Here is a 13544-nt window from a genome sequence, read left to right as displayed (position 1 = left end):
ATCAGTGAAGGAACCGGACCCACTTAACTTTCGGCGGTAATTTCCGGTACATCCGGGCTTGCCCGCCGTGACCCAAAGTGAATGACCTGTGGCGTTCACCAGGAGTGCAATTATGCATATTCTCGATTCAGTAGATGCAGCCTCGCTGCGCACCGATGTTCCCGAGTTCCGCGCGGGTGACACCCTCAAGGTTCACGTGAACATCATCGAAGGCAAGAACTCCCGTGTCCAGGTCTTCCAGGGCTTCGTCCTGGGCCGCCACGGCGATGGCCTCCGCGAAACCTTCACGGTCCGCAAGGTCTCCTTCGGCGTCGGCGTGGAGCGTACGTTCCCGGTTCACTCCCCGATCATTGAAAAGATCGAGGTCGTTTCCAAGGGTGACGTGCGCCGCGCCAAGCTTTACTACATGCGCGAACTGCGCGGCAAGGCTGCCAAGATCAAGGAAAAGCGCGACTTCCACACCGCCAAGTAGGTCTTACCGGACCTACAAAGCAGGCCCCAGCCGTACCAGGCCAGCGCCATTTTCGTAACAGCGCCCCAGGAATATGGATCATGGACCAGACAAAACGCCAGCCCCGAAAAACGGGCTGGCGTTTTGCGTTGCTCGTACTTCTGCTGGCCGTGGCTGTCAGCGGGCTGGTGCGTTCGCTTTGGCTGGATGTCTACTTCATTCCGTCAGGGTCCATGGAACCGGCGTTTGAACGCGGCGACCGTATTCTCGTTTCCAGAACCGACTTCAACGCCGACCCCATCCGCCGTGGCGACATCGTGGTCTTTGACGGCAGGGGTTCATTCGCGCCCCTCAACAGCGGCCGTGGGCCCGTGCTCGATGCCCTTGGCGAAACGGGCCAATGGCTCGGACTGGCCGGCAGCGACACCACGTACGTCAAGCGTGTCATCGGCCTTCCGGGGGATACCGTGGTCTGCTGCGACGCCGACGGCAAGATCACAGTGAACGGAAAAGCGCTTGACGAGCCGTACCTGTTCAAAGGGGACGAGCCAAGCACCCAGACCTTCAGCGCGGTGGTGCCGGCCGGCCGGCTTTGGCTCCTGGGCGACCACCGCTCAGAGTCGGCTGATTCCCGGAGCCTGCTTGGTGCACCGGGCGGGGGCATGGTCCCGTTGGAGAGGGTGATCGGCAGGCCGGTCCGGATCATCTGGCCACTTGATAGATTTGCTGAGATACCACGGCCGGCAGCGGCAGGCCTAATGACAGAGGACGTACAGTAGATGCCCGAGAATCACGCCCGGATACCAGAGCCGCCCCGTGACGGTGCGCCCGGTACCTCCGGGGAAGGTACTTCCACCGAGGCTGACGCCGGTCCGGCAGCGCCCGCACCGGGAAGGCGTTCCTCGTCGCCCAAGGCCGTGCCCGCTGCACCAAGCCAGCTCTTCGTCTGGCTGAAGGAAATCGCAACAGTCGTGGTGATTGCCGTGGTGCTCTCCTTCCTCATCAAGACTTTCCTCTTCCGGGCCTTCTATATTCCCTCGGAGTCGATGGTTAACACCCTGGACGTCAACGACCGCATCTTCGTCAACCTCCTCGTGCCCGAGCCGTTCGCGCTCTCGCGGGGTGACGTGGTGGTCTTCCGGGACACCCAGGGCTGGCTGAACACCGCGCCGGAGAAAGAAAACGGACCGTTCACGTGGGTGCAGGACGGCCTCACCTTCGTGGGCCTGCTGCCGGATAACTCCGAACAGCACCTCGTCAAGCGGGCCATAGGGCTCCCCGGTGACCACGTGATCTGCTGCGGCGCCGACGGTAAACTCTCCATTAACGGCACTCCGATCGATGAGAGCTACATCAACGTTGACGAAGAACCGCAGATGCGTGCCTTCGACGTCGTCGTTCCTGAAGGGAAGATCTGGGTCATGGGCGATAACCGCAACCATTCCGCTGATTCCCGCTCCCATCTGGATTCGAACGGCGGATTCGTTGACCTGAAGGATGTGGAGGGCAAGGCGGCCGTCATTGCCTGGCCGCTGAACCGGATCAAGGTCCTGGACAACTACCCTGCCGTGTTCCGGAACGTGCCTGCGGGGGGATAGCTTTGTCCGCAATTACTCCGGACGCCGTGGCCACGGCTCCAGCCCGCCAGGTATCGCCAGTCCGTTCCAAGGCGCCGACGCTCCGGCACGAGCGGACCTTCAAGGCGCAGGGTGCCCGCTATCTCGCCGGAGTCGATGAGGTGGGCCGCGGGGCCCTGGCAGGACCTGTCAGTGTAGGGATCGCCGTGGTGGACCTCCACAAGCAGAAGCCCCTGTCCGGGGTAAGGGACAGCAAGCTGCTCAGCCCAATGGAGCGGGAACGCCTGGAACCGCTGGTCAGGAGCTGGAGCGTGGCTTCGGCTGTAGGCCACGCCTCCTCCCGGGAGATTGATGCCCTGGGCCTCATCGCGGCGCTCCGGCTGGCCGGAACCCGTGCATGGCTGGAGATCCTCGCGGCAGGCGTCAGTCCGGACGTGGTTCTGCTTGATGGGAGCCACAACTGGCTCTCGCCGCCGGAACAACGTTCCCTGTTCGATGAGGCGGCCCCGGGTCCGGGCTGTGACGCCCCGGTCCACACCAAGATCAAAGCGGACATGCAGTGCCTCAGTGTCGCGGCCGCCAGTGTTATTGCCAAGGTGGAGCGCGACGGGCAAATGCGGGGACTGCACCTCGAATACCCCGATTTCGGCTGGGACCTCAACAAGGGTTACGCCACTCCGCTCCACCGCGACGCCCTCCGCGCCGCCGGGCCTACGCCATACCACCGCGTGAGCTGGAACCTTCTGGGCGGCGAACTGTTTCCTGAGGCGGGAACCTAGCGTCCTCCCCGGCCACCGCGGCGCCCGTGGCGGCCTGAATGGTGCAAGATGGAAGCATGAGTGCAGAGGATCTTGAAAACTACGAAACCGACATGGAGCTGCAGCTCTACCGTGAATATCGGGATGTCGTCGGGCTCTTCAGTTACGTTGTCGAGACCGAGCGCCGCTTCTACCTCGCGAACCACGTAGACCTCCAGGCCCGCAGCGCCGACGGCGAGGTCTACTTCGACCTGACCCTGCACGATGCGTGGGTTTGGGACGTCTACCGTTCGGCCCGCTTCGTCAAGACGGTCCGCGTACTGACGTTCAAGGACGTCAACGTTGAAGAACTCCCGCGCAACGAGGAACTTGCCTTGCCGAAGGATGTTGACCTCGGCAACTGACCGTTGTCCGCATGCCCACTCCTCCTCCACACCGCTGTTTTCCTGAGGTTACCCACATAGGCGGGTAGCTTTCCTTCCGCTGCAGTCCCGCCCCCGCAGGCTGGTTGCGGAGGTAGAAAATGAAATCGAAAGACCTGTTGGGCCGCCGCGGCGAGGAGCTGGCCGTAGGCTATCTTGAATCACTCGGCATGCTGGTGGTGGAACGCAACTGGCGCTGCACCGAAGGTGAAATAGACATTGTGGCCCTGGACGGGGACGCGTTGGTTATCGCTGAGGTGAAAACCCGGCGGTCGCTGGACTACGGGCACCCTTTCGAGGCCGTGGGGGAAGATAAACTGGCGCGGCTGCACCGGCTCGGCGCGGCGTGGTGCCGGGACCGGGAGCTGCGGATGCCGCTCCGGCGCGTGGACGTCATTGCCGTGGTGGACGACGGCGCCGGCGAACCCCTGGTGGAACACCTCAAGGGGGTGGGGTAGTTGGCTCTCGGGCGGACCTACTCCGTAGCCCTCGTGGGCCTGAACGGGTACATCGTCGAAGTAGAGGCCGACATCGGGCAGACGCTGCCAAACTTTGTGATTCTGGGTTTGCCGGATGCAGCCCTGAACGAGGCCAAGGAGCGGATACGCTCCGCCGCCAAGAATTCAGGAATCCCTTTGAGCCGGCGGAAGATCACCGCCAACCTGATTCCGGCATCTTTGCCCAAACGTGGTTCCGGCTTTGACCTGGCCGTCACCATGGCGGTCCTGCGGGCGGCGAATGACATCAAAGCAACTGAGCGGACCGTCTTCATCGCTGAGCTGGGGCTGGACGGCCGGCTGAGGCCTGTGCGTGGCATCCTTCCCGCCGTCATGGCTGCCGTCCAGGCCGGCTACCCGGAAGTAGTGGTGGCCCACGCCAACCTGGCCGAAGCCTCGCTGGTCCCGGGAGCGAATGTCAGGGGCTACCGGACACTCGCCAGGCTTGCTCTCGATTTCGGTGCTGACCCGCAGGAGCTCGCCCTGGACTTCGAGCCGGAAGACGAGGCCGGCCCGGGTGACGCTTCGAACGCTGCCTTGGCCGTGCCCGATATGGCCGACGTTTCCGGCCAGGGCGAAGCACGGCGGGCGCTGGAAGTAGCCGCCGCCGGTGCCCACCATCTTCTGCTTACGGGTCCGCCGGGGGCGGGAAAGACCATGCTTGCGGAGCGGTTGCCCGGGCTCCTTCCGGACCTGGCCGACAACGAAGCCATGGAAGTCACCGCGATCCATTCCCTCTGCGGCCTTCCTTCCTCTGCCGTTCAGCTCCTGCGGCGTCCGCCCTTTGAAAATCCGCACCACTCGGCAACCGCCGCTGCCATCATCGGCGGTGGTTCGGGGCTTCCCCGCCCGGGTGCCGCTTCCCGGGCCCACCGCGGGGTCCTGTTCCTTGACGAGGCACCGGAGTATGAGCGGCGTGTCCTGGATGCCCTTCGTCAGCCGCTGGAAAGCGGAGAACTCGTCATTCACCGTTCCGCGGGAACGGCCGCCTATCCTGCACGGTTCCAACTGGTGCTTGCCGCCAACCCGTGTCCGTGCGGCAAAGCCTCGGGCAAAGGCCTCGACTGCACCTGCACGCCCATGATGCGGCGCCGCTACGTGGCCAGGATGTCCGGGCCGCTGCTGGACCGCGTGGACATCCAGTTGCAGGTGGAGCGCGTTTCCCTGGCCGACTTCGGTCAGGCCGGAGAGGAGGAGGATACCGCCACAGTGGCCAAGCGTGTGGCCGCAGCAAGAAGCCGACAGGCTGACCGGCTTCGTCCCTTGGGCCTGGAGACGAACTCCCAGGTTCCCGGCCGGATTCTGCGCGGTGACCTCCGGCTGCCCGCAACGGCAACCCGGATCCTGGACCACTCACTGGAACGGGGAGTACTGACGGCCAGAGGCTACGATCGCGTTCTCCGGTTGGCCTGGACCCTGGCCGATCTGTCCCACCGCGACATGCCCGATACAAACGACATTGGCCAGGCCCTGGGCCTCCGGCAGGCTGCCTCGGCAGCGGCGTGAAGGAAGAAGCAGATGGAAAACGAACGCATTGCCCGGGCCGCACTCTCACGGCTGATGGAACCCCAGGACGCCGCGGGACTTGCGCTCGTGCAGGCCGCCGGCGCCCAGGACGCGCTGAGGATTGCCACGGGCCGGCTGCCCGGCGGCCCGGCGCTTGAGAAGGAAATCACGGGCCTGCTTGCGGACAACGGCGCCGGCACAGCGTGGAGCGGTCTTGCGGATGCGCTGAAACGGTGGGCGCCGCGGATTCCCGATTTAGCCCCTGAACGGGACCTGGCGACCATGGCCCGGCTCGGTGGCAGGCTGATTGTGCCGTCGGACGATCTCTGGCCTGCCCAGCTTAATGACCTCGGCATTCACGAGCCCATCTGTCTGTGGTGGCGCGGCCTCGAACAGGAACTTCCCGGCGTGGACAAGTGCGTGGCGCTTGTCGGGTCACGCGACAGCACCAGCTACGGCGCCTCCGTCACGGGCGACCTCGCGTATTCACTGGCGCAGCGGGGCTTCACTGTGGTCTCCGGCGGCGCGTACGGCATCGACGCCCACGCCCACCGGGCGGCATTGGCCGGAGGATCAGGGGCGATACCCACCATCGCGGTCATGGCGGGCGGTGTCGACAGGTTTTACCCGTCCGGAAACGAGGACCTCCTGCGGGCTGTCTGCAACCAGGGGGCCGTGATCGCCGAAGTCCCGCCGGGGTCTGCCCCCACCCGCTACCGCTTCCTCCAGCGGAACAGGCTCATCGCGGCGCTGGCTGCCGTCACGGTGGTAGTGGAGGCCCGGTGGCGCTCCGGGGCGCTGAACTCGGCGCACCACGCGGAGAGTCTTGGCCGGGCGGTCGGGGCTGTTCCCGGTTCCGTGCACAGTGCCAACTCCGCGGGTTGCCATCGCCTGCTACGCGATGGGGGAGCCGTCTGCGTGACCGATGCGGCCGAAATCGCCGAGCTTGCCTCGCCAAGCGGGGAGGGGCTCGCGGAGCCGAAAACCGGGCGTGCGGCGGACCACGACGGACTGACCCTGGAAGACCTGATCCTTCTGGATGCACTGCCATTGAGATCCACGACGTCCGTGGAGAAACTCTGCGCAGTTGCCGGCCTCAGCGCCGACTCGGTCCGGGCGGGATTGGGCAGGCTGGGCCTGCTGGGACTGGCGGTCTCGGAACGGGGCGGGTGGAAACGAGCCAAGGATTCCGCCTAGTTTGCTGTGTCCGGGACTGTGTGCGGGTTGAATTCTGGGACAGTGGAACAGTGGAGAACCAGGAACTGCCCCCGGCGTTTGACCAGGCACTGGCCGGTTTCGGCAGGTACCTTACAGCGGAGCGTGCCAGGTCCGGGCACACACTCCGCGCCTACCTCTCCGACGTGCGCAGCCTGCTCGGCTACGCCGCCTCCGAGGGCCTCACGGACCTGCCTGGTCTGGAGCTGGGGACGTTCCGGCGCTGGCTGGGAGAGCAAAGCCAGGCCGGAATCTCCCGGTCCACGCTGGCCCGGCGATCGGCGACCGCGAGGTCCTTCACCACCTGGGCCATGCGGGAGGAACTCATTGGGACTGACCCAGCGCTGCGGCTGAAGGCACCAAAAGCCGAAAAATCCCTGCCGGGGGTGCTGCAGTCCGGACAGCTCCTCCGGCTGCTCAACAGCCTGGAGGAGGCCGCTTCCGGGGGAGCACCGCTCCCTGTGCGCAACCGGGCGATGGTCGAACTCCTGTACGCCAGCGGCCTGCGCGTGGGGGAGCTGGCAGGACTGGACGTCGACGACCTCAACCCCGACCGCCGTACCCTGCGGGTGATCGGCAAAGGCAACAAGGAGCGGACCGTGCCCTACGGCGTCCCGGCGGCTCTCGCGGTAGACGACTGGCTCCGCCGGGGCCGGCCGGTCCTGGCGAAGGACCACAGCGGCCCCGCGCTTTTCCTCGGCTCCAGAGGCAACCGCGTGGACCAACGCCAGGTCAGGGCCGTCGTCAAGGACCTCTTCGAAGCCTTGGGCGACACGTCCGCAACCGGACCCCACGCCCTGAGGCATTCCGCGGCAACCCATCTGCTCGATGGCGGGGCCGATCTTCGCGCAGTCCAGGAAATCCTTGGCCACAGCAGCCTGGCCACCACCCAGATCTATACGCACGTGTCGGTGGAGAGGCTCCGACAGAGTTACCAGCAGGCCCATCCCAGGGCCTGATGGCACGGACCGGCATCCCGGAGGGACGCCGGAGACACCGCCTGCCGCCCGTGACGAATCGCACTGGCGTAATTACGCGGGGTACGGCACAATAAGAGTCAGGTCCGGCAACTTTCAAGTCCCGCTTGAAGCTCATTGGCTTCAGGTGTGACGGCAGGTGCCGGACACAGTTTAATAATCAGGCAGGAAAAACCGCCGCTGGAGGGTACAGCGCAGGGCAGTTTCATCCAGGCAGAGGTCGTTGGGGAAGACGTACCTACAGCTATGGAGGATGGAATGTCTGTTGCAATGACCCGTGGTGTGCTGTTTGTTCACTCAGCCCCTACTGCACTGTGCCCGCACGTTGAGTGGGCCATCGGATCCGTCGTGGATAAGCGGACGGATCTGGAGTGGACCCCTCAGCCTGCCGCGCCCGGAATGTTCCGGGCTGAGCTCTCCTGGACGGGAACGCCCGGCACCGGAGCGCTGCTGGCGTCGTCACTTCGCGGCTGGGCGCACCTGCGCTACGAAGTCACCGAAGAACCGAGCCAGGGCGTTGACGGCGGCCGTTGGTCGCACACCCCGGAGCTTGGCATCTTCCATGCCACCACGGATGTGCACGGCAACATCATGGTCTCAGAGGACCGGATCCGGTATGCCTACGAGACCGGTGCCGGCGATCCCTCCGCCGTGTACCACGAACTTTCGCTGGCCCTCGGTGAGGCCTGGGACGAGGAGCTCGAACCCTTCCGCCACGCTGCGGAAGGCGCCCCGGTACGCTGGCTCCACCAGGTGGGCTGACCGCCGTCGGAGGCGCACCGCCGCCGATGGCCGGGTACCTCACCAGTAGCTGACCCCCATAGCAAGGCGCACAAAAGCCATTGCGAGGCGCCAAAAAGCAAAGAGGAGCGGGCCCCGCCAACGCGGGGCCCGCTCCTGTTGTGTTCCGGGCTGCTGTCAGACCGTGCTGTCAGACGCTGCGGACAGCGATGACGGCATTGTGGCCGCCGAAGCCGAAGGAGTTGCTCAGTGCCACGATCTGGCCTTTCGGCAGATCCCGGGCAGAAGTAACAACGTCCAGCGGGATCTCGGGGTCCTGGTTTTCGAGGTTGATCGTCACCGGTGCCTTGCGTTCGTAGACTGCCAGGACCGTGAGGACCGCCTCCACCGCGCCGGACGCACCCAGCAGGTGTCCCATCTGCGATTTGGTAGCCGAAACCGCAACGCTGTCGAGGTGGTTGCCGAGGGCTGCACGAAGCGCTGTGTACTCAGGCTTGTCACCCACCGGTGTGGACGTGGCGTGGGCGTTGACGTGGACAACGTCGTCGGCCTGGATCCGGCCGTCGAACATGGCTGCCTTCAGCGCGCGGGTGGCGCCAAGTCCCTGCGGGTCCGGGGCGGTGATGTGGTAGGCGTCCGCTGTCACGGAGGTGCCTGCCAGCTCGCCGTAAATGCGGGCGCCACGGGCCAGGGCGTGCTCCTCGGCTTCGAGGACCAGGGCTCCGGCGCCTTCGCCCATGACAAAGCCGTCGCGGCCCAGGTCGTAAGGGCGCGAGGCGCCCTGGGGATCGTCGTTGCGCCGGGACAGCGCCTGCATCGAGGCGAACGCGGCCAGGGGCATCGGGTGGATGGCTGCTTCGGCCCCGCCGCACATGACAACGTCGGCTTTGCCGGAGCGGATCAGGTCCAGGCCCAGGTGCAGGGCCTCGGTTCCGGAAGCGCAGGCAGAGACAGGGGTGTGGGCGCCGGCACGGGCACCGAGGTCAAGGCTGACGGCGGCAGCGACGCCGTTGGGCATCAGCATGGGGACCGTCATGGGGAGGACGCGGCGGGGCCCCTTTTCCTTCAGGGTGTCCCATGCGTCGAGCAGGGTCCAAACACCGCCGATGCCGGTAGCGAAGGCCACGGCGAGACGGTCGGGGTCGATCTCGGTGATACCGGAGTCGGCCCAGGCTTCGCGGGAGGCGATCACACCGAACTGGGTAGATGGATCCATGCGCTTGGCCTCGACGCGGCTCAGGACCTCCAGGGCCGGCGTGGAGCAGCGGGCGGCAAAGTGGACCGGAAGCTCGTACTTGGCTACCCAGTCGTCTTCGAGGGTGCGGGCACCGGAGACCCCCTTCAGGGCGTTGCTCCACATAGTGGGCACGTCGCCGCCGATGGGCGTGGTGGCACCCAGACCGGTAATGACTACTTTGCGTGTCATTGGATCACTCTCTGTCGGTGGGCAGGCCATATCCGGAAGTCTCACCGGGGTCCCGCGGGTGGGCAGTTGGCTGCCAGGAAATATGAGGGGGACTGCCGGCCCGGCCTGGGCACGGACCGGCAGTCCAGTCAGCCGTAAGTGGCTGGAGCCTGGCTAGGCCTGGGCGCCTGCGATAAAGCTGACGGCGTCGCCAACGGTCTTGAGGTTCTTGACCTCTTCGTCCGGGATGCGGACGCCGAACTTCTCTTCGGCGTTGACAACGATGGTCATCATGGAGATGGAGTCGATGTCCAGGTCCTCGGTGAAGGACTTGTCCGGCTCAACGGCCTCGGGGGCCAGGCCGGTCTCTTCGTTCACGATTTCGGCCAAACCGGCCAGGATCTCTTCGTTGCTAGCCATTGATGGCTCCTTTTCTTGTTATTGCCGGCGGGTGGTGCCGGAAACGGTGCAGCCCGCGGGTGCGGCCTGTGTGGGACTTTCTTAAGGAAGAACGATTACCTGGGCACCGAAGACCAGCCCGGCGCCGAAGCCGATCTGGAGTGCGAGGCCGCCGCTGAGCTCAGGGTGTTCCTGGAGCAGCCGGTGGGTGGCCAGGGGGATGGAGGCGGCCGAGGTATTGCCGGCCTCCGCGATGTCCCGGGCCACGATGACGGACTCGGGAAGCTTGAGTTTCTTGACCATCTCGTCGATGATCCGCATGTTGGCCTGGTGCGGAATGAAGGCGGCGAGGTCTTCAGCCTTGACACCGGCGGCCTCCAGGGCCTGCTGTGCCATCTTCGCCATTTCCCAGACTGCCCAGCGGAAGACGGTCTGCCCGTCCTGGCGAAGGGTGGGGTAGAGCTCCTGTGCCTCTTCGAGCAGGGCAAAGTCGCCGGACTCGTCCGACTGGCGGGCCGCGAGGCTCAGGTCACGGACATCGAGCAGGGAGCGGGTCATGCCGATGGCATCCCACTTGCTTCCGTCCGAACCCCAGACGGAGGGTCCGATGCCCGGGGTGTCCGACGGGCCGATGACCACTGCGCCGGCACCGTCGCCCAGCAGGAAGGAAATGGTCCGTTCCCTGTTGTCGATGACGTCGGAGAGCTTCTCCGCGCCGACGACCAGGACGTAGTCGGCGGTTCCGGCGCGGACCAAGGCGTCGGCCTGGGCGATCCCGTAGCAGTAGCCGGCGCAGGCAGCCGATATGTCGAAGGCGGGTGCCGGTGTTGCGCCAATGCGGTCAGCCAGTGCTGCAGCGGCCGACGGCGTGGCATAGGGGTGGGTGACGGTCGAAACGATGACCGCCCCCAGCTGTGAGGCTTCGATGCCGGCCTTCTGCAGGGCCTCCCGGGCAGCGCCCTCGGCCATATCCACGACGCTGACGTCGGCGGGGGCACGGTGGCGGGTGATGATGCCGGTCCGCTGGCGGATCCACTCGTCTGAGGAATCGATCCACTGGCAGACATCTTCGTTGGTGACAATGACATCGGGCCGGAATGCGCCCAGGCCAAGGATGCGGCTGTTCGCATGGACGGGAAGCTGGTTCAGCGTGGGAACGCTCATGCGTTTCCCTCCAATTCTGCGAAGAGTGCCAGTGCGGCTGTGAGGTCATCCGGGGTTTTGACGGCAACGGTTTTGACACCGGGCATGCCGCGCTTGGCGAGTCCGGCCAGCGTTCCGGCGGGGGCCAGCTCGATGACACCCGTGACACCGCGCTGGACCAGTGTTTCCATGCAAAGGTCCCATCGGACAGGCCGGGAGACCTGGGCAATGAGGCTGTCGACGGCGGCCCCGCCGTCGATGACTTCCTGGCCGTCGAAGTTCGACAGCAACGGAACCAGCGGCTTCTGCGGCTTGAGTTGCGGTTTCAGGGCTTCGAGGGCGCTCACGGCAGGGGACATATGCGAGGTGTGGAAGGCTCCGGCCACCTTGAGCGGAATGACCCTGGCCTTGGCCGGCGGGTTGTCCGCGAGTGCCTTGAGCTGTTCGAAGGTTCCCGCAGCCACGGTCTGGCCGGCGCCGTTGACGTTGGCCGGGGTAGCGCCGGAGGCTTCGATGGCTGCCAGGACCTCTGCCGGGTCTCCACCCACCACTGCACTCATACCGGTGGGCGTCACAGCGGCGGCAGCCGCCATGCTGTTGGCGCGCTCACGGACGAACGTCATGGCTTCCTGCTCGGTGAGTACCCCGGCCAGGGCCGATGCGGTGATCTCACCGACGGAATGTCCGGCGAGGATCACGGGGAGCGTGGCGAGCTCGACGTCGAACAGGGACTTCGCGGCAACCAGGCCGGCAGCAACAATCAGGGGCTGCGCAACGGCCGTGTCCTTGATGGTTTCCTCGTCCGAGGTGGTCCCGTGAGCCGTCAGGTCGATGCCTGCGATCTCGCTGAGGGAGGCCAGTTGGCCTGCTACCGAAGGCAGTTCCAGCCAAGGGGCCAGAAAACCGGGGGTCTGTGAGCCCTGTCCAGGGCAGACTATTGCAAGCACGTATCCAGCTTTCCAAATTACTGTGTCATCAAGCGGTGTTTGTCTGCACCAAGCTCAAGAGGTCAGATTGTAGGAAGTCTACAACGACTCAGGGCTGGTTCCGCGCAGGATGACGTTCGGCCGGCGCTTTTGGCGGTGCCGAAAGCCGCCCGACCACCAGCGCCGCCTGCAGCACAAACGCCTCACGGGGGAGGAGTGGATCCCAGCCCGTGACGTCGCAGACTCTCTTGAGCCGGTACCTCACCGTGTTGGCGTGCACAAACAGTTCCCGGGCTGTCGCCTCGAGGGAATGGCCCAGTTCAAGGTAGGTCCCCAGTGTCTCCACCAGCCCGTTGGAGGCGGCCACGAGAGGCCGGTAGATGTTCTTGACCAGCGACCGGCGCGCCGCTTCGTCGCCGGAGATGACGCGTTCGGGCAGCAGGTCGTCGGCTGCCACGGGGCGCGGGGCTGAGGGCCAGGCCCGTGCGGCGGTGAGACCGGCGAAAGCCGACTGGGCCGATCCGCTGGCCTCCAGCAATGAACCTGCCTCCGGGCCATAGACAACGGGGCCCGGCGCGAACATTTCGCTGAGCTTCAGGTAGGCGGTCTCCCTGTCCTTGACGCCGCCCAGAATCAGGATGAGACGGTCACCCTGGATGCCCACCAGCGCGTCCTCGGCGTAGCGGCTGGCCAACCGACGCAGTTCGCTGACGTAACTGGCGCTGGGTTCCGACGGCGAGTTCCCCACCATCACCGTGAATTTCTCCTGGGCTTTCCAGCCCAGCGCTGCGATCCGGGAACGCAGGGCGTCGGTGTTTTCACCGCGCAGGATGGCATCCACGATCAGCGCCTCAAGCCGGGTATCCCAGGATCCGCGGGATTCAGCCGCGCGCGCGTACACATCGGCCGCGGCGAAGGCGACTTCACGCGAGTACCGGAGGACGGCCTCCCGGAGCGAGGGCTGGTCCGCTTCTGGGGCGATGACCGGTACCTGGTCCTCCACCACTTCGACCACGATCCGGATGAGCTGGAGCGCCTTTTGCAGGCTGATGGAGCGGGTCAGTTCCGTCGGTGCGGTTCCGAAGACGTCGGAAAGGATCCAGGAAGGCGAACTGGGACGTTCGTACCAGGTGACGAACGCGGCTATTCCGTTCTGCGCCACCATCCCCAGGGCGGAGCGTTCGTCGGAGCTGAGGCGCGAGTACCAGGGCAGCGATTTCTCAAGCTGGCGAAGGGTGGTGGTGGACAGCTGGCCTACACTCGCCCGGAGCTTCTTCAGGGTTTCGGATTTCTCCGGCGTCATGCTGCGCGAGGGCGGCTTGCGCTTCACGGGCGCGGCGGTTGGCTCTGGCATCTTCTGAGCATACGGTGCCCGCCACACAAGCTCCATTTGTGCAAAGGCTACAACGGGCTTGGATCTGCGTCACAACCATGGTGCGGGGCAACAGCCGGGTGCCGGGCAACTGCGGTAAACGACGACGACGGCCCCCACCGTGGGTGGGGACCGTCGTTTCGCGTGGCGACTGC

Annotated in this window: 15 protein-coding genes; 10 read left to right on the top strand and 5 right to left on the bottom strand. The window is 65.5% G+C overall.

The window, feature by feature from the left end:
- The first annotated feature begins 112 nt into the window (after positions 1-112).
- The 10 genes from rplS to ABIA70_RS01155 all read left to right on the top strand — a co-directional run bounded on the left by rplS (position 113) and on the right by ABIA70_RS01155 (position 8165).
- A complete protein-coding gene (gene rplS / locus ABIA70_RS01200) occupies positions 113-472 on the top strand; it encodes a 50S ribosomal protein L19 (protein ID WP_108599783.1) in 360 nt (119 codons plus the stop codon).
- Between the two features lie 80 nt (positions 473-552).
- Positions 553-1230, top strand: a complete 678-nt coding sequence (lepB, locus tag ABIA70_RS01195) for a signal peptidase I (RefSeq protein WP_354145800.1) — start codon at positions 553-555, stop codon at positions 1228-1230.
- Entirely contained in the window at positions 1231-2049 is an 819-nt protein-coding gene (gene lepB / locus ABIA70_RS01190) for a signal peptidase I (RefSeq protein ID WP_354145799.1), read from the top strand.
- Positions 2050-2060: 11 nt separating this feature from the next.
- Positions 2061-2807, top strand: coding sequence for a ribonuclease HII (gene rnhB / locus ABIA70_RS01185; protein WP_502917165.1), 747 nt, complete (start codon positions 2061-2063; stop codon positions 2805-2807).
- Positions 2808-2863: 56 nt separating this feature from the next.
- Positions 2864-3190, top strand: coding sequence for a DUF2469 domain-containing protein (locus tag ABIA70_RS01180; RefSeq protein ID WP_108599785.1), 327 nt, complete (start codon positions 2864-2866; stop codon positions 3188-3190).
- 119 nt (positions 3191-3309) lie between these two features.
- Positions 3310-3666 (top strand): YraN family protein, encoded by a 357-nt coding sequence (locus ABIA70_RS01175; RefSeq protein WP_354145798.1) that lies wholly within the window; start codon positions 3310-3312, stop codon positions 3664-3666.
- Positions 3667-5211, top strand: coding sequence for a YifB family Mg chelatase-like AAA ATPase (locus ABIA70_RS01170; RefSeq protein ID WP_354145797.1), 1545 nt, complete (start codon positions 3667-3669; stop codon positions 5209-5211).
- Between the two features lie 12 nt (positions 5212-5223).
- The gene (gene dprA / locus ABIA70_RS01165) at positions 5224-6408 is read left to right on the top strand and encodes a DNA-processing protein DprA (protein ID WP_354145796.1); all 1185 of its coding nucleotides are present in this window, start codon (positions 5224-5226) and stop codon (positions 6406-6408) included.
- Positions 6409-6458: 50 nt separating this feature from the next.
- Positions 6459-7385 (top strand): tyrosine recombinase XerC, encoded by a 927-nt coding sequence (locus ABIA70_RS01160; RefSeq protein ID WP_354145795.1) that lies wholly within the window; start codon positions 6459-6461, stop codon positions 7383-7385.
- Positions 7386-7661: 276 nt separating this feature from the next.
- Positions 7662-8165, top strand: coding sequence for a DUF3145 domain-containing protein (locus ABIA70_RS01155; RefSeq protein WP_354145794.1), 504 nt, complete (start codon positions 7662-7664; stop codon positions 8163-8165).
- Between the two features lie 169 nt (positions 8166-8334).
- Here the strand turns inward: ABIA70_RS01155 and ABIA70_RS01150 are convergent, their stop codons facing one another.
- The 5 genes from ABIA70_RS01150 to ABIA70_RS01130 form a co-directional block, all read right to left on the bottom strand.
- Positions 8335-9570, bottom strand: a complete 1236-nt coding sequence (locus tag ABIA70_RS01150) for a beta-ketoacyl-[acyl-carrier-protein] synthase family protein (protein WP_354145793.1) — start codon at positions 9568-9570, stop codon at positions 8335-8337.
- A gap of 153 nt (positions 9571-9723) precedes the next feature.
- Complete coding sequence (locus ABIA70_RS01145) at positions 9724-9969, bottom strand: acyl carrier protein (protein ID WP_306903669.1); 246 nt, start codon at positions 9967-9969, stop codon at positions 9724-9726.
- A gap of 81 nt (positions 9970-10050) precedes the next feature.
- Complete coding sequence (locus ABIA70_RS01140) at positions 10051-11112, bottom strand: beta-ketoacyl-ACP synthase III (RefSeq protein WP_354145792.1); 1062 nt, start codon at positions 11110-11112, stop codon at positions 10051-10053.
- Complete coding sequence (locus ABIA70_RS01135; RefSeq protein ID WP_354145791.1) at positions 11109-12038, bottom strand: ACP S-malonyltransferase; 930 nt, start codon at positions 12036-12038, stop codon at positions 11109-11111. Before ABIA70_RS01135 ends, ABIA70_RS01140 begins: the two co-directional genes overlap by 4 nt.
- A gap of 88 nt (positions 12039-12126) precedes the next feature.
- Complete coding sequence (locus ABIA70_RS01130) at positions 12127-13371, bottom strand: PucR family transcriptional regulator (RefSeq protein WP_354145790.1); 1245 nt, start codon at positions 13369-13371, stop codon at positions 12127-12129.
- Between the last annotated feature and the right edge of the window lie 173 nt (positions 13372-13544).

Origin of the sequence: Arthrobacter sp. 754 (genome assembly GCF_040548695.1) — a bacterium.
GTDB lineage: Bacteria > Actinomycetota > Actinomycetes > Actinomycetales > Micrococcaceae > Arthrobacter.
Note: the sequence above shows the minus strand (reverse complement) of the source record. Positions and strands in the feature narration are given on the sequence as shown.

Excerpts from the sequence above, each read along its gene's own strand:
- ABIA70_RS01155 (WP_354145794.1), top strand. The coding sequence starts at position 7,662 with ATGTCTGTTGCAATGACCCGTGGTGTGCTGTTTGTTCACTCAGCCCCT.
- rplS (WP_108599783.1), top strand. The coding sequence starts at position 113 with ATGCATATTCTCGATTCAGTAGATGCAGCCTCGCTGCGCACCGATGTT.
- ABIA70_RS01150 (WP_354145793.1), bottom strand. The coding sequence starts at position 9,570 with ATGACACGCAAAGTAGTCATTACCGGTCTGGGTGCCACCACGCCCATC.
- ABIA70_RS01180 (WP_108599785.1), top strand. The coding sequence starts at position 2,864 with ATGAGTGCAGAGGATCTTGAAAACTACGAAACCGACATGGAGCTGCAG.
- dprA (WP_354145796.1), top strand. The coding sequence starts at position 5,224 with ATGGAAAACGAACGCATTGCCCGGGCCGCACTCTCACGGCTGATGGAA.
- ABIA70_RS01140 (WP_354145792.1), bottom strand. The coding sequence starts at position 11,112 with ATGAGCGTTCCCACGCTGAACCAGCTTCCCGTCCATGCGAACAGCCGC.
- lepB (WP_354145799.1), top strand. The coding sequence starts at position 1,231 with ATGCCCGAGAATCACGCCCGGATACCAGAGCCGCCCCGTGACGGTGCG.
- ABIA70_RS01145 (WP_306903669.1), bottom strand. The coding sequence starts at position 9,969 with ATGGCTAGCAACGAAGAGATCCTGGCCGGTTTGGCCGAAATCGTGAAC.
- ABIA70_RS01130 (WP_354145790.1), bottom strand. The coding sequence starts at position 13,371 with ATGCCAGAGCCAACCGCCGCGCCCGTGAAGCGCAAGCCGCCCTCGCGC.
- lepB (WP_354145800.1), top strand. The coding sequence starts at position 553 with ATGGACCAGACAAAACGCCAGCCCCGAAAAACGGGCTGGCGTTTTGCG.
- ABIA70_RS01175 (WP_354145798.1), top strand. The coding sequence starts at position 3,310 with ATGAAATCGAAAGACCTGTTGGGCCGCCGCGGCGAGGAGCTGGCCGTA.